Origin of the sequence: Marinobacter alkalisoli (genome assembly GCF_045449855.1) — a bacterium.
GTDB lineage: Bacteria > Pseudomonadota > Gammaproteobacteria > Pseudomonadales > Oleiphilaceae > Marinobacter.
The window spans coordinates 37,586-58,394 of the sequence record NZ_JBJJLC010000008.1 but is presented as its reverse complement, the minus strand read 5'-3'; the positions used below and the strand labels follow the sequence as shown (position 1 = coordinate 58,394).

The 20,809-nt window shown below is 59.0% G+C and carries 16 protein-coding genes; 8 read left to right on the top strand and 8 right to left on the bottom strand.

Going from position 1 to position 20,809, the window contains the following annotated elements; translation table 11 throughout:
- Positions 1–10 precede the first annotated feature (10 nt).
- Complete coding sequence (locus ACJO5Y_RS05050; protein WP_406985333.1) at positions 11–547, bottom strand: DUF2058 domain-containing protein; 537 nt, start codon at positions 545–547, stop codon at positions 11–13.
- Positions 548–724: 177 nt separating this feature from the next.
- Between ACJO5Y_RS05050 and dbpA the strand changes: the two genes are divergently transcribed.
- The 4 genes from dbpA to ACJO5Y_RS05030 all read left to right on the top strand — a co-directional run bounded on the left by dbpA (position 725) and on the right by ACJO5Y_RS05030 (position 5,737).
- Positions 725–2,098: an ATP-dependent RNA helicase DbpA gene (gene dbpA, locus ACJO5Y_RS05045; RefSeq protein WP_406985332.1), complete on the top strand. Its 1,374-nt coding sequence runs from the start codon at positions 725–727 to the stop codon at positions 2,096–2,098.
- A 223-nt stretch (positions 2,099–2,321) separates the two neighbouring features.
- Positions 2,322–2,573: an OadG family protein gene (locus ACJO5Y_RS05040; protein ID WP_012139449.1), complete on the top strand. Its 252-nt coding sequence runs from the start codon at positions 2,322–2,324 to the stop codon at positions 2,571–2,573.
- A 40-nt stretch (positions 2,574–2,613) separates the two neighbouring features.
- Entirely contained in the window at positions 2,614–4,389 is a 1,776-nt protein-coding gene (gene oadA / locus ACJO5Y_RS05035; protein ID WP_406985331.1) for a sodium-extruding oxaloacetate decarboxylase subunit alpha, read from the top strand.
- Positions 4,390–4,402: 13 nt separating this feature from the next.
- Positions 4,403–5,737, top strand: coding sequence for a sodium ion-translocating decarboxylase subunit beta (locus ACJO5Y_RS05030; RefSeq protein ID WP_406985330.1), 1,335 nt, complete (start codon positions 4,403–4,405; stop codon positions 5,735–5,737).
- Positions 5,738–5,992: 255 nt separating this feature from the next.
- Here ACJO5Y_RS05030 and ACJO5Y_RS05025 read toward each other — a convergent pair whose 3' ends face one another.
- Genes ACJO5Y_RS05025 through imuA form a run of 3 tightly spaced genes read right to left on the bottom strand, consistent with a single transcriptional unit; the run spans position 5,993 to position 11,251 of the window.
- The gene (locus ACJO5Y_RS05025) at positions 5,993–9,103 is read right to left on the bottom strand and encodes an error-prone DNA polymerase (protein WP_406985329.1); all 3,111 of its coding nucleotides are present in this window, start codon (positions 9,101–9,103) and stop codon (positions 5,993–5,995) included.
- 5 nt (positions 9,104–9,108) lie between these two features.
- On the bottom strand, positions 9,109–10,551 hold the full coding sequence (locus tag ACJO5Y_RS05020; RefSeq protein WP_406985328.1) for a Y-family DNA polymerase: 1,443 nt from the start codon (positions 10,549–10,551) through the stop codon (positions 9,109–9,111).
- A 10-nt stretch (positions 10,552–10,561) separates the two neighbouring features.
- Positions 10,562–11,251: a translesion DNA synthesis-associated protein ImuA gene (imuA, locus tag ACJO5Y_RS05015; protein WP_406985327.1), complete on the bottom strand. Its 690-nt coding sequence runs from the start codon at positions 11,249–11,251 to the stop codon at positions 10,562–10,564.
- A gap of 138 nt (positions 11,252–11,389) precedes the next feature.
- On the opposite strand from imuA, the gene ACJO5Y_RS05010 reads away from it, so the two are divergent.
- Entirely contained in the window at positions 11,390–11,731 is a 342-nt protein-coding gene (locus tag ACJO5Y_RS05010) for a 4a-hydroxytetrahydrobiopterin dehydratase (RefSeq protein ID WP_406985326.1), read from the top strand.
- Positions 11,732–11,756: 25 nt separating this feature from the next.
- Here ACJO5Y_RS05010 and ACJO5Y_RS05005 read toward each other — a convergent pair whose 3' ends face one another.
- Positions 11,757–12,701, bottom strand: coding sequence for an aldo/keto reductase (locus tag ACJO5Y_RS05005; protein WP_406985325.1), 945 nt, complete (start codon positions 12,699–12,701; stop codon positions 11,757–11,759).
- Positions 12,698–14,017: an NTP/NDP exchange transporter gene (locus ACJO5Y_RS05000; protein ID WP_406985324.1), complete on the bottom strand. Its 1,320-nt coding sequence runs from the start codon at positions 14,015–14,017 to the stop codon at positions 12,698–12,700. Before ACJO5Y_RS05000 ends, ACJO5Y_RS05005 begins: the two co-directional genes overlap by 4 nt.
- Positions 14,018–14,128: 111 nt before the next feature.
- Here ACJO5Y_RS05000 and ACJO5Y_RS04995 point away from each other — a divergent pair, with 111 nt between their 5' ends.
- The gene (locus ACJO5Y_RS04995) at positions 14,129–14,983 is read left to right on the top strand and encodes a putative RNA methyltransferase (protein WP_406985323.1); all 855 of its coding nucleotides are present in this window, start codon (positions 14,129–14,131) and stop codon (positions 14,981–14,983) included.
- Positions 14,984–15,002: 19 nt separating this feature from the next.
- On the opposite strand, the gene ACJO5Y_RS04990 is transcribed toward ACJO5Y_RS04995, so the two are convergent.
- Both ACJO5Y_RS04990 and ggt read right to left on the bottom strand, forming a co-directional pair.
- Entirely contained in the window at positions 15,003–15,254 is a 252-nt protein-coding gene (locus ACJO5Y_RS04990; protein ID WP_406985322.1) for a YkoF family thiamine/hydroxymethylpyrimidine-binding protein, read from the bottom strand.
- A 42-nt stretch (positions 15,255–15,296) separates the two neighbouring features.
- Positions 15,297–17,060 (bottom strand): gamma-glutamyltransferase, encoded by a 1,764-nt coding sequence (gene ggt / locus ACJO5Y_RS04985; protein WP_406985321.1) that lies wholly within the window; start codon positions 17,058–17,060, stop codon positions 15,297–15,299.
- Between the two features lie 143 nt (positions 17,061–17,203).
- Here ggt and purU point away from each other — a divergent pair, with 143 nt between their 5' ends.
- Complete coding sequence (gene purU, locus ACJO5Y_RS04980; protein WP_406985320.1) at positions 17,204–18,058, top strand: formyltetrahydrofolate deformylase; 855 nt, start codon at positions 17,204–17,206, stop codon at positions 18,056–18,058.
- A 126-nt stretch (positions 18,059–18,184) separates the two neighbouring features.
- Positions 18,185–20,791: a DNA gyrase subunit A gene (gyrA, locus tag ACJO5Y_RS04975; RefSeq protein WP_406985319.1), complete on the top strand. Its 2,607-nt coding sequence runs from the start codon at positions 18,185–18,187 to the stop codon at positions 20,789–20,791.
- Positions 20,792–20,809 lie beyond the last annotated feature (18 nt).

The following is a 20,809-nucleotide window of genomic DNA, read 5'->3' as shown; positions in this document are numbered from 1 at the left end:
CCCCCCCCTCCTACCACATCAAATCATCAGGAATCTCATAACCCGCATAAGGGTCATCCTCACCCACATCGTCCTTGTGCCGGTCGTGCAGAACCACCACGGCATTCTCATCCCGCTCCTGAATCTTCCGTGCCACGCCCTCGGCAACGATCTCATACTGGTCGTTCACAAACACAATGGCCAGGCGACCGCGGGATAGCTGGTCCACCATCTTGTCATCCACAAAAATCTTCTTGATTTTCTTGTCATGGACGAACTGATAGGAGGTCTCGCCCCGCGAGCGGTCCAGGCGATTGGTATCGACCAGTTGGCGAATCTGTGCCTGAATGGCTTTCTTCTCAGCTTCTTTCTGGCGCTCCAGGTTCAGTTGGCGATCACGCTCCGCTTTTTCTTCCCGAGCCTTGCGGGCGCGGACTTCGGCTTCGCTGACCTGAACCGTTCCTTTGGGTTGTTGCTTCCGTTGTTTCTTTTTCTCGTTGCGAATGGCCTTGGCCTTTTTCTCGTCGGCAAGCCCGGCTTTCAATAACTGGTCCTGAAGTGATGCCATCTACGACTCCGTAAATAGTTGCTGAAGAGTCCTCCGAATAGCGCCTGAATTGCCCTGAAAGCCAGAGATAATCCAGGGTTTATGCAGAGTCTCCCTACTGGTGCGCTGAATAAGGTAGTATACGCGCACTGTCGACTCCGCCATAACCAGCATTATTCATTTCAGGATCCTCTATTTATGTCTTCCTTTAACCAGCTTGGTCTGTCTCAGGCCATGGTCGCCAATCTTGAGCAACTGGGGTTCAGCCAGCCCACGCCTATCCAGGCCCGGGCGCTGCCTGCGGCCATCGCCGGGAAGGACGTCATCGCCATGGCGCAAACCGGCAGTGGTAAAACAGCTGCGTTCGGTATCGGGCTGATCGAAAAGCTCAGGCCGAAGCAGTTTTCGGTTCAGGGGCTGGTGTTGTGTCCAACCAGGGAACTGGCCGATCAGGTGGCAAAAGCGTTGAGGGAGCTGGCGCGGGCGAAAGCCAACGTAAAGGTGCTGTCGCTGTGTGGCGGTGTTGCCATCGGACCGCAGATTGGCTCCCTGAGTCATGGCGCCCATATTGTGGTGGGCACACCGGGGCGGATTCAGGATCATCTTCGTAAGGGCACCCTGACCCTTGAGCGGTTGCAAACCCTGGTGCTGGATGAGGCCGACCGCATGCTGGATATGGGGTTTCAGGACGCTGTAGAGGACATTATCAGCCAGGCGCCGTCACAGCGTCAGACCCTGATGTTTTCCGCAACCTGGCCGGACAGCATCCGCGTACTGAGTGAGCGCTACCAGTCCAGTCCGGTGGATATCCGGGTTGAGGGGCATGTTGAGAAGCCCGATATTCGTGAAATTTTCTATGAGATCGCTCCGGGGCAGCAGGCGGATGCATTGGCCGCCTTGTTGTCAGAACTGCAGCCTGCCTCCTGCATCGCCTTTTGCACCACCAAGTTGCAGTGTGACGAGTTGGCGGCGGCGCTGGGTGAGCGTGGCTTTTCGGCGCTGGCCCTTCATGGCGACCTGGAGCAACGGGATCGGGACAGCGTGCTGGTCCGCTTTGGCAATCAGAGTTGCTCGGTCCTGGTGGCAACGGATGTGGCTGCCCGGGGGTTGGATATCAAGGCGTTACCATTGGTGGTGAATGTGGAGCCGGCCAGGGATCCGGAAGTTCATACCCACCGTGTTGGTCGAACCGGTCGGGCAGGTGAGGCTGGTCTGGCCGTAACGCTGTGCACGCCATCCCAGGGTCATAAGGTTTCCAGGCTGGAGTCCCATCGTAGCGAGGAAGTGCGATGGGGAAATGCGGAACAGTTGCTGGCCAACCCTGACAGGCCGATCGCCCCTGCCATGCGCACGCTGTGCATCTCCGGTGGGCGGAAGGACAAGGTCAGGCCGGGCGATGTGCTGGGGGCGCTGACCGGAGAGGCCGGTATTTCCGGTAAGGCGGTCGGGAAGATTGACCTGTTTGATTTTCAGTGCTTTGTGGCGGTTGACCGTAATGTCGCCGGAGAAGCGCTTAAAAGGCTGGAGAATGGCAGGATAAAAGGCCGTAAAATGCGGGTCAGATATGCCTGAATGAGAATGATTTAAAGCGGGCTTGGCTCTGTCATAATGGGCCGTGAGGCTCGGTAAGCGCGTATAGCAATTCGCATTCCGGTTGCTCAAGGCAATCTAAAACGGTAAATTACGCAGGATTTTGCCTCCCGGTTTGTTTTTGTTGGACCTAAAACCTTAGTTCAGCAGAGTAGATCAGGCAAGTCGGGGAAATCACACAAACCAATACAGGTAGCTATTCGATATGAATGACCTGATGTCACAAGCCGTAGATCTGATGATTGCAGGCATGGGATTCGTGTTTGCGTTCCTGGTTGTGCTGGTGTTCGCAACGCTGCTCATGTCCAAACTCATCTCACGGTTTGCGCCGCCAGAGCCGGCAACCCCGGCCAGAACGCCACGTGCCAAGCCCAAGGCGCCAACGTCGGTTGACCCTGACACCGCCGAGGCCATCAAGAAGGCGATTGCACAATTCCGGTCACGCCACAAGAAGTGACCCGGTAAAAGATAGAACCTTTAAACAGAAGGCTGACACGATGACTGACACAAAGAAACCGCTGGGGATTACGGACGTTATCCTGCGTGACGCCCACCAGTCCCTGCTCGCCACCCGTATGCGGCTGGACGACATGCTGCCCATTGCCGAGAAACTCGACAAAGTCGGTTTCTGGTCACTGGAATCCTGGGGTGGAGCTACCTTTGATTCCTGCATCCGTTACCTGGGCGAAGACCCCTGGGAGCGTATCCGCGAGCTGAAAAAAGCCATGCCCAACACCCAGCAGCAGATGCTTCTGCGGGGCCAGAACCTGTTGGGCTACCGTCATTATGCGGATGATGTGGTAGACCGTTTCTGTGAGCGTGCCGCCGAGAATGGCGTCGATGTGTTCCGTATTTTTGATGCGATGAACGATCCCCGTAACCTGGATCGCGCCATCAAGGCCGTGCGCAAGACCGGCAAGCATGCCCAAGGCACCATTGCCTACACCACCAGCCCGGTGCATACCATCGACATGTGGGTAGAGCTGGCAAAGGAAGTCGCCGATATGGGTGCGGATTCCATTGCCATCAAGGATATGGCGGGTATTCTCAAGCCTTATGTGGCCTTTGACCTGGTCAGCCGTCTGAAGAAAGAACTGGATATACCGATTCACATGCAGTGCCACGCGACTACTGGCATGTCTACCGCCACCGCGATCAAGGCGGCGGAAGCCGGCATTGATAACGTGGATACTGCTATCTCTTCCATGAGTATGACCTATGGTCACTCGCCCACTGAGGCCGTGGTCGCCATCCTCGAAGGTACTGACCGTGACACCGGTCTTGACCTGAACCTGCTCGAAGAGATCGCCAGCTACTTCCGTCAGGTACGTAAGAAGTACGCGAAGTTTGAAGGCAGCCTCCGGGGTACCGATTCCCGCATCCTGATTGCCCAGGTGCCGGGCGGTATGCTGACCAACATGGAAAACCAGCTGCGCGAGCAGAACGCAAGCGACAAGTTCGACCAGGTTCTGGACGAGATTCCCAAGGTCCGCGAAGACCTGGGCTTCATCCCGCTGGTAACGCCGACCTCCCAGATTGTCGGTACCCAGGCGGTGCTGAACGTTCTGACCGGTGAGCGCTACAAGTCCATCTCCAAGGAAACCTCTGCAATCCTGAAGGGCGAGTACGGTGCCGCGCCGGCGCCAATGAACAAGGAGCTGCAGGAGCGTGTTCTGGACGGAAAAGAGCCAGTTACCTGTCGTCCGGCGGATCTGATCGAGCCGGAAATGGACAAGCTGACCGACGAGCTGAAGAAGCTGGCGGACGAGAAAGGCATCAAACTGGCAGACAACGTTGTTGATGACGTGCTGACCTACGCCCTGTTCCCGCAGATTGGTCTCAAGTTCCTGGAAAACCGCGACAACCCCGATGCGTTTGAGCCGGTTCCGACCGCTGAAGATGCTGCACCTGCCAAGAAGGCCGGTGGCCCCGAAACTTACACCGTTGATGTGAACGGCAAGAAGTTTGTGGTGGCAGTATCCGAAGGTGGCGAAATCACCCAGATCCAGGGCGAGGGCGGTGCTGCTTCTGCACCGGCTGCAGCACCTGCTGCTGGTGAAGGTGAGCCTGTGGTCGCACCTCTTGGCGGTAACATCTTCAAGGTTCTGGTTTCTCCGGGCGACACCGTAGAAGAAGGCGATGTGATGATCATCCTCGAAGCCATGAAGATGGAAACCGAGGTTCGCGCACCGAAGGCCGGTACCATCGGTGAAGTCTTCATCAAGGTCGGTGATGCCGTCTCTCCTGATGATGAAATGCTGACAATCGCATAAGGGCCAGCATTCCATGGATAAATTACAGACTCTCTGGACGGGTAGTGGCCTGTTCAATATCGAGCTTGGCCAGGTGATTATGATCGCCGTCGGCCTTCTTCTTCTGTTCCTTGCGATTCGCAAGGGGTTTGAGCCTTTGCTGCTGGTACCCATCGGGTTTGGCGGTATTCTGGCGAACATTCCGGAGGCGGGGCTTGCCCTGACTGCGGCGGAAAATGCGATCCACTTCGCGCTGAAGGGCGGAAGCACCGAGATTCTTGCGGCGCTGGCGGCGCCGCTGGATGTGGCTTATCAGGTTGGCCAGGCAATAACGCCTGAGCTGAAAGAAGCCTTCAAGGTCGCGGTGAAAGAGGCCAGCTATTCCGAGATGGCGATGGCAAACTCTATTGCCCAGGATTTCGGATATGGCAATGGCATGCTGTATAACTTCTACTCTGTAGTTATCGGCAGCACCATCGGGCCGCTGGTGATCTTCATGGGCGTTGGCGCGATGACGGACTTTGGTCCGCTGCTGGCCAACCCCAAGACAATGCTGTTGGGTGCTGCGGCCCAGTTCGGTATCTTCGGTACTGTATTGGGTGCGGCTCTGCTCGACTGGCTGGGTATCCTGGATTTCACCATTCTGGAAGCCGCTGCGATTGGTATTATCGGCGGTGCGGATGGTCCCACTTCCATCTACGTGTCCAGCGTGCTCGCTCCGCATCTGCTTGGTGCCATTGCGGTGTCCGCCTACGCTTACATGGCGATGGTTCCGATGATTCAGCCGCCGATCATGAAGGCGCTGACCAGTCAGAAAGAGCGGGCCATCAAGATGTCCCAGCTCCGTCCGGTGAGCAAGAAAGAGAAGATCATTTTCCCGCTGGTGGTTCTGATTGCGGTGGTTCTCTTCCTGCCAGACGCGGCGCCGCTGCTGGGCATGTTCTGCTTCGGTAACCTGATGCGTGAGTGTGGTGTAGTAGAACGTCTGAGTGATACTGCCCAGAATGCACTGATTAACATCACCACCATTTTCCTGGGTCTGTCGGTTGGCTCCAAGCTGATGGCGGACAAGTTCCTGGATGGCCAGACTCTGGGTATCCTGGGCCTGGGTGTTGTGGCCTTCGGTGTGGGTACTGCCTGCGGTGTCCTGATGGCGAAGCTGATGAACCGCTTCACCAAGGAGCCCATCAACCCGCTGATCGGTTCTGCCGGTGTATCCGCGGTGCCGATGGCAGCACGGGTATCCAACAAGGTAGGCCTTGAGGCCAACCCGCAGAACTTCCTGCTGATGCACGCAATGGGCCCGAACGTGGCTGGTGTTATCGGCTCTGCGGTTGCTGCAGGTGTGATGATCAAGCTCCTGGGCTGATCTCGCTCTTTCAGTACCGAAAACCCCGCCGGGCTTTTGTCTCGCGGGGTTTTCTTTTTCTGGGCTTCAGGTTTTGGGGGAGGCACTGGTGCGGTAGTCCTTTTCAGGAACCGCTACGAGCACATCCATGTGCGCTTCTCTCAGGCCATCCTTGGCCTTCGAAATTCCTGAAAAGGACTACCGCCCCAGCGCTTCTGGCATTTCAGCTGCCTGATAGAAAATGTAGGTCGGATTAGCGAAGCGTAATCCGACAAACTAATGAAAATCCCGGGAATCAACCGGCAATGAATGAATCAGGTGACTCAGATCCGAAAGCTTCCCCGCAATCACATGAACCACTTCCCCTTCTTTTTCCAGTACGCCCTTCACATGTAGCAGCCGCGCCGTCAATAACGCCTTCCGCTGCCGCCGGGCGGTCTCCAGCCAGACAATCACGTTGACGTTGCCGGTTTCGTCTTCGAGGGTTACAAAGGTAACGCCGGAGGCGGACCCGGGTCGTTGGCGGCCGGTGACGAGGCCGGCAACCTGGACCGGGATACCGGCTTTGGTGGTCTTGAGTTGTTCGGCGTTCAGGCAGAATTTCAGGTGGCCCTGTTCCCGCAGCAGGGCCAGTGGGTGGCGTTGCAGGGTCAGGCCCTGGCTGGCGTAGTCGGCGAGGACGTTCTGGCCTTCCGTGGGTTCGGGCAGTTGGTCGCAGGTGTCTGGTGTGTAGTCTTCGTTGTTTTCGGCGGCAAAGAGTTCGGCCGGTTGCTCGTGGCCCAGCAATTGCCAGTATGCTTGGTGGCGGTTGGCGGTGAAGTCTGGCATGGCGTTGGCACCGGCCAGGAGTTCCATGTCTTTCTGGCTGAGCTCGGCCAGTCGGCGGAGTTCGTTGCTGGAGCGGTAACCCAGGGGAGGTCGGTTCTGGCGGAGGCGTTCGGCGCCACTGGCGGACAGGCCCTGTATCAACCGTAACCCCAGTCGGAGGTGTCGTTCGGGGCCGTCCAGGCTGTGTTCCCATTGGCTGTGGTTCACATCCACGGGTAATACGGTGACGTTATGGCGGCGGGCATCCTGGACCAGCTGCGAAGGGGAGTAGAACCCCATGGGCTGGCTGTTGAGCAGGGCGCAGTAAAAGGCTGCCGGGTAGTGACGTTTGATCCAGGCGGACACGTACACCAGCAGGGCAAAGCTGGCGGAGTGGGATTCGGGGAAGCCGTAGCCGCCGAAACCGCAGATCTGTTGGTACAGCCGTTCGGCAAAGTCCGCGTCGTGGCCCCGAGCCAGCATGCCGTTGATGAGCTTGTCACGAAACGGGCTGAGGTCGCCGTGGGATTTCCAGGCGGCCATGGCGCGGCGGAGCCGGTCAGCCTCGCCGGCGGTGAAGCCGGCGGCCACCATCGCAAGTTTGATGGCCTGCTCCTGGAAGATCGGCACGCCCAGGGTGCGCTCCAGCACAGCCTGTATCTCGGCGTTGGGATACTCCACCGCTTCCAGGCCGTGTTTACGGCGTAGGTAAGGATGCACCATGTCACCCTGTATGGGGCCGGGGCGGACGATGGCAACTTCGATGACCAGGTCGTAGAAACACTCGGGTTTCAGGCGGGGCAACATGCTGATCTGGGCGCGGGACTCCACCTGGAAGACGCCGATGCTGTCTCCCTGCTGGAGCATGTCATAGGTAGGGCGGTCGTCCGCGGGGATGTCGGGCATGCCAAACGGTTGCCCGCGCTCTTTGCTGATAAGTTCCAGGGCCCGGCGGATGGCAGAGAGCATGCCCAGGGCAAGCACGTCTACCTTCATGAGCCCCAGGCTTTCCAGATCGTCCTTGTCCCACTGGATAACGGTTCGGTCGGTCATGGCGGCGTTCTCCACCGGGACCAGTTCCGACAGGGGACCGGCACTGATGACAAAGCCGCCCACATGCTGGGAAAGATGGCGGGGAAATCCCAGCAGCGTGTTGACCAGGGTGAAGAACTGGTTAGCCACCTGAGGATTGCGGGTCAGGCGTTTGTCCAGGATCTGGTGGCGCCAGTCCGTGGCCCGGTCTCGCCAGTCAATGCCTTCCAGCAGTTGTTCCACCAGCGCCGGATCAAACCCCAGGGCTTTTCCGACATCGCGGATGGCGCTTTTGGGGCGATAGCGGATGACGGTGGCGGCCAGGGCGGCCCGCTCCCGGCTATAGCGCCGGTAGATGTACTGGATCACTTCTTCCCGCCGTTCGTGTTCGAAGTCCACGTCGATGTCAGGCGGCTCGCCCCGATCCCTGGAGATAAAGCGCTCAAACAGTAACTCGGTGTGGGCGGGGTCAACCTCGGTGATGCCCAGGCAGTAGCAGACGGCCGAGTTGGCCGCGGAGCCCCGCCCCTGGCAAAGGATGCCCTGTTGGCGAGCAAAGGCAACAATGTCGTGAATGGTCAGGAAATAGTGCTCGTAACGCATCTCCGCGATCAGCGCCAATTCCTTGCGAACCAGGGCCTGGACGCCCAGTGGCGTGCCTTCGGGGTAGCGACGGCGTTCGCCCTGTCGCGTCAGTGCCTGCAGGTATGACGCCGGGGTTTTCCTTTCGGGCACCAGATCTGCTGGGTATTCGTAGCGCAGGCTGCCGGGTTCAAAGCTGCACTGATCGGCTATGGTCAGGCTTTCCCTGAGCCAGTGCCCGGGAAACAGGCGTTTCAGTACCGGCAGTGGTCTCAGGTAGCGTTCGCCATTCTGGAACAGGTGATGGCCGGCGTTCTCCAGTGAGGTGTGGTGGCGCAGGGCGGTGAGCACGTCCTGCAGGGGCTGGCGCTCACGGCTGTGCATGTGGACCTGGCCGGTGGCGGTAATCGGGCAGTGCAGGTCCGTGGCGAGCTGGCGTACCCGGGCCAGGTGTTGCTCTTCACCGGATTCCAGGGTGCGGGCGGCCGTCAGCCACAGGCGGTGATCGAACAGTTGGTGTAGCCACTGGCCACAGCTCAGGGCATCGTCGTAAGCGGTACAGGCAGGCGAAGGCGGCAGCCACAGGCACAGGCAATCGTCGAGGGTGTGGTTTTCGATGTCCTGACAGAATAGCTGGTACTGACCCTTTTCCGCCCGCCGCCGACCCGTTGTAATCAGCTGGCATAACTGACCATAGCCGGTGCGGGTGCGGGCCAGCAGGATAAAGCGGGGGGTGGCGCCGTTGGCCGGTATGTCACTCAGCTCAAACCAGCTGCCGGTAATCAGCTTGACCGGACTGTCTTTCAGGGCCGCCCAGGCCCGGGGAATGCCGGCGACCGAGCAGGCATCGGTGATCGCCAGGGCGTGGTAACCCAGTTCCGCTGCCTGCTCCGCCAGTTCATGGGGATGTGATGCGCCTGTGAGGAAGGTGAAGTTGCTCAGGCAATGGAGTTCGGCGTAGGACATGGAGATCACCCGAACCAGCCGTGTACGAACCAGCCATCACGCACATCCCGGAACACCCAGGCCAACTGGCCGCTGGCCAGTTGGGCGATGTAGTAATCCCGGTGAACCCGCTGACCGTCCCACCAGCCGCCGCTGATACGTTCCGGTCCGGAAAACCAGGCGCTGGGTGTTTCCTGCAGGGGGTGTGGGCTTTTCAGTAACCATAGCGGCCGATGGGGCAGGTTGCTTGTCTCTGCACTGGTGGCGTGTGCCCGTTGCGGGAGATTGGCGGTAGTCCAGGCATGTTCCGGGCGATGGTCGGCCCGGGGTGACAGTTGCTGCAGGGCATTCTCTCCAAGCCGGGCCTGCAGGCGGCTGATCAGGGTATGCCAGGCTTCGTTCAGGTCCGGGGTTTCTCCCAGCAGATCGTTGCCGTTACTCGCCTCCCGACCCATGAAGCGACGTACCGAGAGCACCAGGGACGTAACCGGCGCTGTCAACGGGTGCTGTTCAAAGCGTAGACGGAGCAAGTCCAGAAACGCTTCGGCCCGATGTTCCGGTCCCGAGGTGCGAATTCGCAGGCGCGTAGGTTCGTGGTGACGGTGGTTCAGTACCAACAGCAGGCTGTCGGTATCCTGTTGGCGCCAACACAGATCCTCTTCCAGTTCCCCCAGTATGCGGTGCAGGGGAAACAGCAGCCCCTCGGAATGTTCAATGTCCTGGGCAAAATCCGCCTGTTGGCGGAAGTGATGTGGAGGCTGCCAGGGTTGTTGTGGGTCTGGGCGGGTACCCTGGATTTTCTGTATGTAGGCCAGGGTCTCCGGTGATAGCCGGTGAGCGAGCTCCCTGGTTGGCAACTGCATGATTTCCCCCAGCCGGGTCAGTCCCAACCGCTGCAGGCGGGTGAGGGTGCGATCGTCAAGCTCCACGGCTGTCAGTGGCAGGCCGGACAACTGATGCGCCATGTGGTCCCTGTCGGTGGTGCACTGGCCCTGACCGGCGCGAGCGCACAAGCGGGCTGCCAGGGGTGTTTGTCCGCTAGCCATCCAGGCGGTTAACTGCCTTTGTGACAGGGCCTGTTCGAAGGTTTGCCAGACGGCTGCCAGGCCGCCGTACAGCTTTTGCAGGCTGCCCACTTCCGCCAGTAATCCGTCCGGAGGGTAGGGGGTAATATTGGCGGCATGGCGATACAGCCAGCGGGCCTGTTCTGCCAGAATCTGTTGTTCCCGGCTGGTGTCGGCCCGGGCAATGGCCAGTGACGGTACCAGGGTGATGGCGGTTTTCAGGGGCATACCCGGTTGCACGCCCTGATCCTGGGCTTCCGGGCAGGCCTGGAGTACCCGCTGACCGGCCGCTTCCACGACCACCAGCGCTTCTTCGCTGTTCTCTCTACCGTTCTCTCCGTTCTTCCGGGAGCGGCGAATATGGTCCAGCAGCAGGTGAGGAAAATGCAGGTAAACCCAGAGCATGTTGCACCTGTTATAAGCCGGATTGGAGCCAGGGGCCCTGAACGATCCGGCTGGATTCGGGAAATGGCACATGTGCCCGATGTGCCATGGCGACGGTGCAGCGTTGCCCTGGCCAGCTGCCCCGGCGTTTCAACACATTGATCCGCAAGTCCTGGTGTTCTCCCGCTTCCAGTTCCAGCCTCAGGGCCGCGGGTGAGCTTTGCCCGGCCAGTTTGCGGTTGCGGAACAGCACGCATATGTTGCTGCCGGACTCGGTGGCCAGTTGCAGACGGCGGATATCCCGGGCAGCCAGCTTGCCGGGCCAGGCGAGTACCAGTCCGGTGACGGCAGAGCGCAGGCAGTTTTCCAGGGTCCACAGCAGGTCACCGTTATCGTCGGTATGAGCCATGACCACCTGTTTCAGGTCTACGCCTTCCCGTGCCAGGGCGGGGGCGTAGGGGGTGTGTGGCGGGTTCAGCCAGAACACGGTCTTGCCGGCCTGGGTCAGGCGCTGCATCAGCGGCAGTACCAGTTGCAACTCACCAATTCCGGGTGCATCCAGCAGGCATTCACTCAACGCTCCCCGGGGCCATCCGAGCCCGCCCAGATGGTTGTCCAGCACCTGGTAGCCGGTTGGCTCCGCCGGCTGTCTGGTCTGGATGTGGCGATCCCCCTGCCAGACCCGGGCATCCTGCATCAGGGTGTTCAGAAGTTCGTTCATGAATGTGGTCCTGGTTTTTCATAACACTGTTTAAATATACAGTATTCTGAAAAAGCGGGGATTTCAATAGCGGGCTTGATAATGTGGAGCCCGGGGCCCACGCTTGTAATACAAGTCATCAGTCAGGGAGGTTGAGCCATGAGTTCACTGACCGCGCAATCCTGCGAAGCCTGTCGTGCGGATGCTCCGAAAGTCACCGAAGATGAGAAACAGAACCTGCTGAAAGAAATTCCGGACTGGCAGCCTGTTGAGCTGGATGGGGAAGAACAGCTGAAACGGGTTTTCAAATTCAGGAATTTTGCCGAGGCCCTGGTGTTTACCAATAAAGTCGCTGATCTGGCCGAAGCGGAAGGCCATCACCCTGCTATCCTGCTGGAATGGGGTAAGGTGACCGTGCGCTGGTGGACCCACAAGATCGGTGGTCTGCACCGGAATGACTTCATCATGGCGGCGCGAACCGATGCTGCCAACGCCGGCTGATCAGGAGCGTTCCGGTCCGTCGCGATCATAGGCCGGCAATATAATGGATCATCCTCTGGCGCATTTCCTCGTCGGGTAACGCCCCCATGGCGGCACCCATATTGTCCGCCATGTGGCTGGCCTTACTGGTTGCCGGTGTGGCTGCAGTGACAGCCGGGTGAGCGACGACGAACTTCAGGAAGAACTGACCCCAGGAATAGGCGTCGAATTCCGCCGCCCAGGTGGGCACGTCCTTGCCTTTCACTTTCTCCCAGAGCCGGGTCCGACCGAAAGGGGCGTAGACCAGTACACCTATGCCTTGTTCTCTGGCCAGTGGCAGTATCCGCTGTTCCATCGTGAGGTTGTCGACGGCGTAATCGATGCCGATGAAGTCCAGGGGTTCCCGCGCCATGATGCGCTCCAGGTTTTCATACTGGCGGGGAACGGTGGTGGTTACGCCGATATAACGCACCCGCTGTTCTTCCCGCATCTCCTTGAGAATGCCGAGTTGCGTGGGTACGTCCCCGAGGTTATGGACCTGTATCAGGTCAATGACCGGTTTACCGATGCGCCGGAAAGAGGTTTCGATTTGTTCTCTCGCGGTGTCGGGGTCGGCCTTGCCGCCACCCCATCCGGCAACGTTCACCTTGGTGGCCCAGAACAAGTCATCGGTGATGTTCAGTTCCTCGGCGATTTGCCCGGCCACTGCTTCCGAAGCGCCATAGCTCGGGGCAGTGTCGAAGACGTTGCCGCCTTGCTCGACCAGTGTTTTCAGCACTTCCCGCAAGGCATCCCGGTCTTCGCTGCGGGAAACGCTGGCGAAGGTGGCGGAGCTGCCCAGCCCCACCACTGGCAGGCGCTGGCCGGACGACGGGATGGCACGGGTAATCAATTCCAGTTGTTTGTCCTCGCCCCAGAGCATGCCTGGTTTCAGGGCCAATGTGGCCCCGACGGCGAGGGTGAGTTTCAGGTAGTCTCTGCGGGAAATCATGGTGATGTCCTCTTTTCGGTGGCGTCCCCCGATTCCAGAGCGGTCGCGATTGACTGTTGTGTCCTGCCCAGCCACAGCCCCAGTACGGCCCACATCAATGCCAGGGGAACCGCGACGCTGGCCACGGCGGCCAGCCCCATACCCAGGCGCCCAAGCAGACCTTCTACCTGAGCGCCCACCACATCACCACCACGATAGACGAAGGTATCGATAAAGGCCTTGGCTTTGTATTTATCCTCCCGGCTTGCCACGGTATACAGGGTTTCCCGGGCCGGGCGCATGATGGCGCGCTGTACTGCACGGAAGGAGGCTTCCAGAGTAATCAGCGCTGCCAGAGAGCCGACCATGGCAAGACCAATAAAACCCAGCACTGTTGTTAAAGGTAGCAGAGCCAGGGTGATGTGTACGCCGAGCCGTTTCATCAGGTGACCGGCTACCAGCGCCTGCATGACCAGCGTGGCCACCTGGGTGATCAGGTCGATTCTGGCAAACAGGGTGGTTCTCTGATCGGTGCTTTCACCGAGTTCGGCCACCATTTGCAGCCGTGTGAAATAAATGAAAGTAACCACGACCGCCAGGATGATGACGTAGGTGGCAATGCCCAGCAGGTAGCGGGAACGAAAAACCGCCCGAAAACCTTCCCAGGCCCTGCCACCGATCAGTTCGCGCTCGTCGATGGCTGGCCGGGTGTCGTGCATGCGACTGACCCGGTCAGTCTGTACGTAGGTAATGGCCCAGCAGGCAACCAGTGCCAGAGTCAGGAAGCCGGTGCCGATAAGAAGCAGAGCCGGGGTTCCCAGGGGCTCGGCCAGCACGGAGCTCAACCATGGCCCGAAAATAGCCCCGCAGGTACCACCCACGGCAATCACACCGAAAAAACGCTTGCCTTGATCAAGGGTAAAACGATCCGCCATCACCGCCCAGAACACCATGGTGATGAACAGATTGAACACGCTGAACCAGACATAGAAAATCTGCCCGGTGGTGACGCCGATGACGTTGGGGGCCAGCGTCATGACCAGATAGAACGCAACCAGGCTGAGCCCGAAAAAAGCGTAGGTTGTGGTGATGAAGGTCAGGCGGCGCAAGCGGCTGACCAGCAATCCGAACACCGGGTTAACCAGCAGGGTAATGACCGCGGTTCCGATAAACAGCCAGCGCACGGTTTCTATGCCACCCTGAATACCAAGGGCCTCCCGCGCGGGGCGCAGTACCATCAGCGCGGTGAGGACACAGAAAAAGAAAAACACCGCGAGCAGGACCGGGATGATTTCGTCGCGGTTGATGTTAAACAGCTTGGCGAATGGGTTGCTCATAGACACGCAACGGGCTGGTTTCATGACAGGCGTGGCTTTCAATTTAGACCATTGGGGGCGTTTGGGTTAGCCTTGCATCCCCGTACACAGATGAACTCAGGCGGATACTGCATGCCCGTTACCCCGTTTCAGGCTCTGGCCTGCCCGCTGGACGGCGACCCCTTGATCCGGACCGGCGCGGCCTGGTGCTGTCCGGCAGGTCACAACTTTGATATTGCCCGCCAGGGCTATACCCATTTGCTGCCGGTGCAGAACAAGCGTTCCCGCAATCCCGGCGACAGCAAGGAAATGGTGGCGGCGCGCCGCAACTTCCTGAATGGTGGTTTCTATCAACCCATCGCCGATGCGGTGAATCGTGCGGCGTTGGCGGAAGCGCCCGAGGAAGGCACGCTAAGCTGCCTGGACGCTGGCTGCGGAGAAGGGTATTACCTGAGGCAGCTGGCGACTGCGGCCGGAGAGCGGCAAACCCTGGAACTGCTGGGGGTGGATATTTCCAAGTGGGCGGTGCTGGCGGCCGCGAAACAGGACAAACGACCGGCATGGGTGGTGGGTACCAACGCCAGGCTCCCGGTGTTGTCTGGCTCCGTGGACCGGGTGCTATGTCTGTTCGGGTTTCCGGTGTATTCCGAGTTTGCCCGGGTTCTGAAACCGGGCGGTCAGCTTCTGCAAGTGGATGCCGGCCCCTGGCACCTGAGGGAATTGCGTGAAATTATCTATCCCACGCTGAAGCCGGAGAAAAATGAGGACGTTGTCGCCCCCAAGGGGTTCACCACCCTGGAGGCTACAACGGAGCGCTTTCCCCTGGAACTGACCAGTCAGGAGCAGATTTCCGATCTGCTGGCGATGACACCACACCTGTACCGGGCCAGTGCAGAGGGGATCGAGCGAGCCTCTGCACTGGATTCCCTGTCCGTCACCGTGGAGGTGCGCCTGACCCGCTCAGTAAAGACAGAGCCCCGGGGATGATGGGGCGGGAGGTCGGTGGCTACTGTTTTGGCCGCCGGTCACCCTCCATCATTTTGGCCACGAAGACCGCTTTACCGTAGGTCTCGAAGGACCACTTCATGGTATCGGACAGCACTTTCATGACTTCATCGTACTCCCCGAACAGCTCGGTGCTCATGCGCCCCGGGTACACTTCAAGCCCGGTTTGCTTCAGGCGGTCAATCAAGTCCCAGATGGGTTGTTTGTAGTCTTCTTTCAGTGGGTAACAGCTCAGTTGTACAGAAAGGTACATAATGCCTCCGCTCAGGTCAGTGACCCTGGTCAATTACCGTCATCAATAGCCCATGGCTGACGATGTGCTACGCCTTGGGTCCGCACCACCATACAGAACGCCATCTCCATCCATCATAATACTCTGGATAGCGCCCATGGCCGAACCATCGACCACTTTGTGGCCCCGCTCTTCCAGCAGGCGAATTGTGTCCGGGCTGACGCCCTGTTCAATACGGATCTCATCGGGCAGCCACTGATGGTGCATGCGCGGCGCGCTCACGGCAGTCTGGATGTTCATATCATGATCAATCACATTCAGGATCACCTGCAAGGTCGTGGTAATAATCCGTGAGCCGCCGGGGCTGCCGGTCACCAGGACATTTTTGCCATCCTTTTTGACGATAGTGGGCGACATGGAGCTGAGCATCCGCTTGCCGGGCTCAACCTTGTTGGCTTCACCTCCGATCAGACCATAAGCGTTGGGCACGCCGGGCTTGGCGCTGAAGTCATCCATTTCATTGTTGAGCAGAAAACCGGCGCCTTCCACCGTGATGCCGGAGCCGTAACTGAAGTTGATGGTGTAGGTGTTGGACACCGCATTGCCCCATTGATCCACCACCGAGAAGTGGGTGGTTTCCGGGCTCTCCCAGGCAGCCGGCTGGCCGGGACTAATGTCGCTCGCTGGGCGGGCTTTATCAGGCTCAATGTTTTTACGGAGTTCTTCCGCATAGCCTTTGCTGGTAAGTCCTTTCAGCGGCACATCCACGTAGTCGGTGTCGCCCAGATAGCGGGCACGGTCGGCGTAGGCCAGTTTCATGGCTTCTGCCATGTGGTGAATCGCATCGGCGGAATTGTGGCCGTAGTCAGCTATGGGGAAGCCTTCCAGAATGTTGAGAATCTGGACAATGTGGGTACCGCCGGAGGAGGGCGGCGACATGGAATAGATGTCGTAACCCCGATAGTTGCCCCGGACCGGAGTGCGGACCACCGGGCGGTAGTCTTTCAGGTCCTCCCGGGTGATCAGGCCGTCGTGCCGGGCCATCTCATCGGCAATCAGCTCTGCCGTTTTGCCCTCATAAAAACCTTTTACGCCCTCATCGGCAATCCGCTGGAGTGTGTCAGCCAGCTCAGGCTGGTGAAAGCGCTCGCCGGGCTGCCAGGCGCTGCCGTCCTCTTTATAAAAGGTACTGCGAGTGGCGGGCCAGCGCTGAAGCCGTTCCCGGGCCTGTTCCAGGCCTTCGGTGAAACGCAGAGGCACAATAAAGCCTTCCCGGGCCAGCTTGATAGCGGGTGCCAGTGCCTGCTTCAGGGAAATGGTGCCGTGCCGCTCCAGCGCCAGCGCCAGACCTGCCACGGTTCCCGGCACGCCGGCCGCCAGGTGAGTGAAGCGGCTGCGATCGCGGACGACGTCGCCGGATTCATCCTGAAACATGGTTTCTGAGGCTCCGGCGGGCGCTTTCTCGCGGTAATCAATGGCTTCTGGCTCTGAGCCATCCCCTTTGGCAATCAGCATAAAACCACCGCCGCCAATATTGCCGGAGCGGGGCTGGGTCACCGCCAGGGCAAAACCAGCCGTCACGGCTGCATCCACGGCATTGCCGCCATTTTTCAGTACCTCAAGGGCTACCTCAGTGGCAAGCGTGTGGCTGGTGGCTACCATGCCCTGTTTTGCCGTGACCGGATGAAACCGTTCGCCCTCAAGAATGGCTTGCCCGAACGCAGGCCCGATGGTCACAAGAAAAGCCAGGGCTGTCATAATCGAAAGGCGGCCTGAGCGCCTCCTGGCGAGGTTTTTGTCTGTGCGGTGGTAGAGGCCTCTGTCCATATCTCCATTCCTCGTTTCTGACGTTCAGATAGGCTATGATAGCCGGTCATTTTCATAGGTGCGTACCGTTAACCTGCCGTTAATGTCGGTGGTGATTCCCCGACGCACCTGCTTTCCCGGATTTCAGTTAAGGAAAGGCTTTCATGGAGCATACCTATCGTCTTGTGATTTCCTGCCCGGACCGGGTCGGAATTGTCGCCAAGGTGAGTAATTTTCTGTCCACCTACAATGGCTGGATTACCGAGGCGAGCCACCACTCGGACACCCAGACTGGCTGGTTCTTCATGCGCCACGAGATCAAGGCCAGCTCGATCCCCTTCGGTCTGGACCAGTTCCGGGCAGCGTTCGAACCCATTGCCCGCGAGTTTGGCATGAACTGGCACATTGCGGATTCGGCCCAGCCCAAGAAAGTGATCCTGATGTGCAGCAAGGAATCCCACTGTGTGGCAGACCTCCTGCACCGCTGGCACAGTCGCGAGATCAACGCCGAGATCGTGGCGGTCATCTCCAACCATGAAGACCTGCGCCGCATGGTCGAGTGGCATGAAATACCCTATCACCATATCCCGGTCTCCCGTGATAACCGTGACGAAGCCTTTGGTGAAATCGATGGCCTGATCGAGGGTTATGACGCCGACGTGGTGGTACTTGCCCGCTACATGCAGGTCCTGCCTGCCAGTCTGTGTGAAAAGTACGCCGGTAAGGTGATCAATATTCACCACAGCTTCCTGCCATCGTTCGCCGGTGCGCGTCCTTATCACCAGGCTTACAGCCGCGGGGTCAAGCTGATCGGAGCCACCTGCCACTACGTGACCCAGGAGCTGGATGAAGGCCCGATCATCGAGCAGGACGTTATCCGCATTACCCACAGCGACTCCATCGAAGACATGGTTCGCCTGGGCAAGGACGTGGAAAAGAACGTACTGGCCCGTGGCCTGCGGTCCCATATCGAGGACCGGGTGATTACCTACGAAAACAAGACGGTCGTTTTTAATTAAGAACTGGTCGCAGTTGCCCCTGTAAGGGGCTGACTGTGTTAGTATTGGCCGCTTGTTAAAGAATAACTATGGGGCACCGAAAAAGCCCTGAAACGACTTCCAGCAAACGCAAAGGAACCTTTCTCGATGGGTGAGTTAGCCAAAGAGATCCTGCCGGTAAATATTGAAGATGAGTTGAAGCAGTCCTATCTCGACTACGCCATGAGCGTCATCGTCGGGCGGGCCCTTCCGGATGTTCGTGACGGTCTCAAGCCGGTTCATCGCCGCGTTCTGTTCGCCATGTCCGAACTGGGCAATGACTGGAACAAGGCTTATAAGAAGTCCGCTCGTGTGGTCGGTGATGTCATCGGTAAATACCACCCCCACGGTGACTCCGCGGTCTACGACACCATCGTTCGTATGGCTCAGCCATTCTCCCTGCGCTATCCGCTGGTCGACGGTCAGGGTAACTTCGGTTCCATCGACGGCGACAACGCCGCCGCCATGCGTTACACCGAAATCCGCATGGAGAAGGTTGCTCACTCCCTGCTGGCGGATCTCGACAAGGAAACCGTGGATTTCGTCGACAACTACGACGGCACCGAGCGAATTCCCGATGTACTGCCTACCCGGGTTCCGAACCTGTTGGTCAACGGCTCTTCCGGTATCGCGGTCGGTATGGCCACCAACATTCCGCCCCACAACCTGACTGAAGTGGTCAGCGGTTGCCTGGCGCTGATTGATAATCCGGATCTGACCGTGGATGAACTCATGGAGTTCATTCCCGGCCCCGATTTTCCGACCCAGGGCATCATCAACGGCCGTGCCGGTATTGTTGAGGCCTATCGCACCGGCCGTGGTCGTATCTACATTCGTGCCCGTCACGAAATCGAGCACGACAAGAAGACCAATCGCGATGCCGTCATCATTACCGAGCTGCCTTACCAGCTGAACAAGGCGCGCCTGATCGAGAAGATCGCCGAGCTGGTCAAGGAAAAGCGCCTGGAAGGCATCACCGAACTGCGGGACGAGTCCAACAAGGAAGGTATCCGGGTTGTGATCGAGTTGCGCCGTGGTGAGAACCCGGAAGTGGTCGTCAACAACCTGTTCGCCCACACCCAGCTGCAAACCGTGTTTGGTATCAACATGGTGGCGCTGATCAACGGCGAGCCGAAGATCCTCAACCTGAAGGAAATGCTCGACGCGTTCGTGCGTCATCGCCGCGAAGTGGTGACCCGCCGGACCATCTACGAGCTGCGCAAGGCCCGGGAACGTGGCCATATCCTGGAAGGTCTGACCGTTGCTCTGGCCAACATCGACGAGATGATTGAGCTGATCAAGTCTTCTCCGACGTCGGTTGAAGCGAAAGAGAAGCTGATGGCCAAGGGCTGGGCGCCGGGTGATGTACTGGCCATGCTGGAGCGTGCCGGGGAAGACGCCTGTCGCCCTGATGATCTGCCGGAAATCTACGGCCTGCGTGATGGGCTGTACCATATGTCGCCGGAGCAGACCCAGGCGATCCTGGATATGCGTCTGCACCGCCTGACCGGTCTGGAAACCGAAAAACTCCAGAACGAATACAAGGACATCCTTGAGAAGATTGCCGGCCTGCTGGAAATCCTGGCGGATCCGGATCGCCTCATGCAGGTGATCCGCGAAGAACTGGAAGCGGTAGTATCCGAGTTCGGTGACGAGCGCCTTACTGAAATCACCAGCTCCCAGCGCGACCTGACCATCGCTGATCTGATCGATGAAGAAGACCTGGTAGTCACCATTTCCCACGGTGGTTATGCCAAGACCCAGGCCGTTGAAGACTATCAGGCCCAGCGCCGTGGTGGCCGGGGCAAGGCGGCAACGTCCATGAAGGACGCGGATTTCGTTGAGAAACTGCTGGTCGCCAATTCCCACGACACCATTTTGTGTTTCTCCAACCGTGGCAAGGTGTACTGGCTGCGGGTGTTCGAGATTCCCCGTGCCAGCCGCGCTTCCCGTGGCCGCCCGATGGTCAACATTCTGCCGCTGGACGAGGGTGAACGCATCACCACCTTCCTGCCGGTCCGTGATTATCCGGAAGACCAATTTGTATTGATGGCCACCTCTGCCGGTGTGGTCAAGAAGACCCCACTGCCGAACTTCTCCCGTCCGCGCAGCAATGGCCTGATTGCGTTGTCGCTGGATGAGGGCGATACCCTGATTGGCACAGCCATCACCAAGGGCGATGCCGAAGTCATGCTGTTCTCGACCGCCGGCAAGGCCGTTCGCTTCAATGAGGAAGCGGTTCGCCCGATGAGCCGGACCGCCCGCGGTGTTCGCGGTATCCGGATGCCAGCAGGCCACCACGTGGTGTCGTTGATCATTCCGCAGGAAGACGGCGTACTTCTTACCGCCAGTGAGAACGGTTACGGCAAGCGCACGGCTTTCGACGAGTTCCCGACCTACAGCCGCGGCAGCCAGGGCGTTATCGCCATGCAGTGCTCCGAGCGTAACGGTAACCTGGTGACGGCGCTGCAGTTGTTCGACGGCGATGAAATGATGCTGATCTCGGACAAGGGCACGCTGGTTCGTACCCGCACTGACGAAGTGTCGGTATTGAGCCGGAACACCCAGGGTGTTCGCCTGATCAAACTGAGTCAGGAAGACGAGCGTCTGGTCGGTGTCGAACGGATCGCCGAAAGCGATGACGAAGACGTTGATGGCGAAGAAACTCCTGTCGCAGAAGGCGATAATGCAGATGAGGGCGCTGGCGAGGAATAAGCCGGCGCTTCGCAGAAC

Coding starts and splice junctions, on each gene's coding strand:
- ACJO5Y_RS05030 (WP_406985330.1), top strand. CDS start 4,403: ATGGATAAATTACAGACTCTCTGGACGGGTAGTGGCCTGTTCAATATC.
- ACJO5Y_RS05050 (WP_406985333.1), bottom strand. CDS start 547: ATGGCATCACTTCAGGACCAGTTATTGAAAGCCGGGCTTGCCGACGAG.
- purU (WP_406985320.1), top strand. CDS start 17,204: ATGGAGCATACCTATCGTCTTGTGATTTCCTGCCCGGACCGGGTCGGA.
- ACJO5Y_RS05020 (WP_406985328.1), bottom strand. CDS start 10,551: ATGCTCTGGGTTTACCTGCATTTTCCTCACCTGCTGCTGGACCATATT.
- oadA (WP_406985331.1), top strand. CDS start 2,614: ATGACTGACACAAAGAAACCGCTGGGGATTACGGACGTTATCCTGCGT.
- ACJO5Y_RS04995 (WP_406985323.1), top strand. CDS start 14,129: ATGCCCGTTACCCCGTTTCAGGCTCTGGCCTGCCCGCTGGACGGCGAC.
- dbpA (WP_406985332.1), top strand. CDS start 725: ATGTCTTCCTTTAACCAGCTTGGTCTGTCTCAGGCCATGGTCGCCAAT.
- imuA (WP_406985327.1), bottom strand. CDS start 11,251: ATGAACGAACTTCTGAACACCCTGATGCAGGATGCCCGGGTCTGGCAG.
- ACJO5Y_RS05005 (WP_406985325.1), bottom strand. CDS start 12,701: ATGATTTCCCGCAGAGACTACCTGAAACTCACCCTCGCCGTCGGGGCC.
- ACJO5Y_RS05000 (WP_406985324.1), bottom strand. CDS start 14,017: ATGAGCAACCCATTCGCCAAGCTGTTTAACATCAACCGCGACGAAATC.
- ACJO5Y_RS05040 (WP_012139449.1), top strand. CDS start 2,322: ATGAATGACCTGATGTCACAAGCCGTAGATCTGATGATTGCAGGCATG.
- ggt (WP_406985321.1), bottom strand. CDS start 17,060: ATGGACAGAGGCCTCTACCACCGCACAGACAAAAACCTCGCCAGGAGG.
- ACJO5Y_RS05010 (WP_406985326.1), top strand. CDS start 11,390: ATGAGTTCACTGACCGCGCAATCCTGCGAAGCCTGTCGTGCGGATGCT.
- gyrA (WP_406985319.1), top strand. CDS start 18,185: ATGGGTGAGTTAGCCAAAGAGATCCTGCCGGTAAATATTGAAGATGAG.
- ACJO5Y_RS05025 (WP_406985329.1), bottom strand. CDS start 9,103: ATGTCCTACGCCGAACTCCATTGCCTGAGCAACTTCACCTTCCTCACA.
- ACJO5Y_RS04990 (WP_406985322.1), bottom strand. CDS start 15,254: ATGTACCTTTCTGTACAACTGAGCTGTTACCCACTGAAAGAAGACTAC.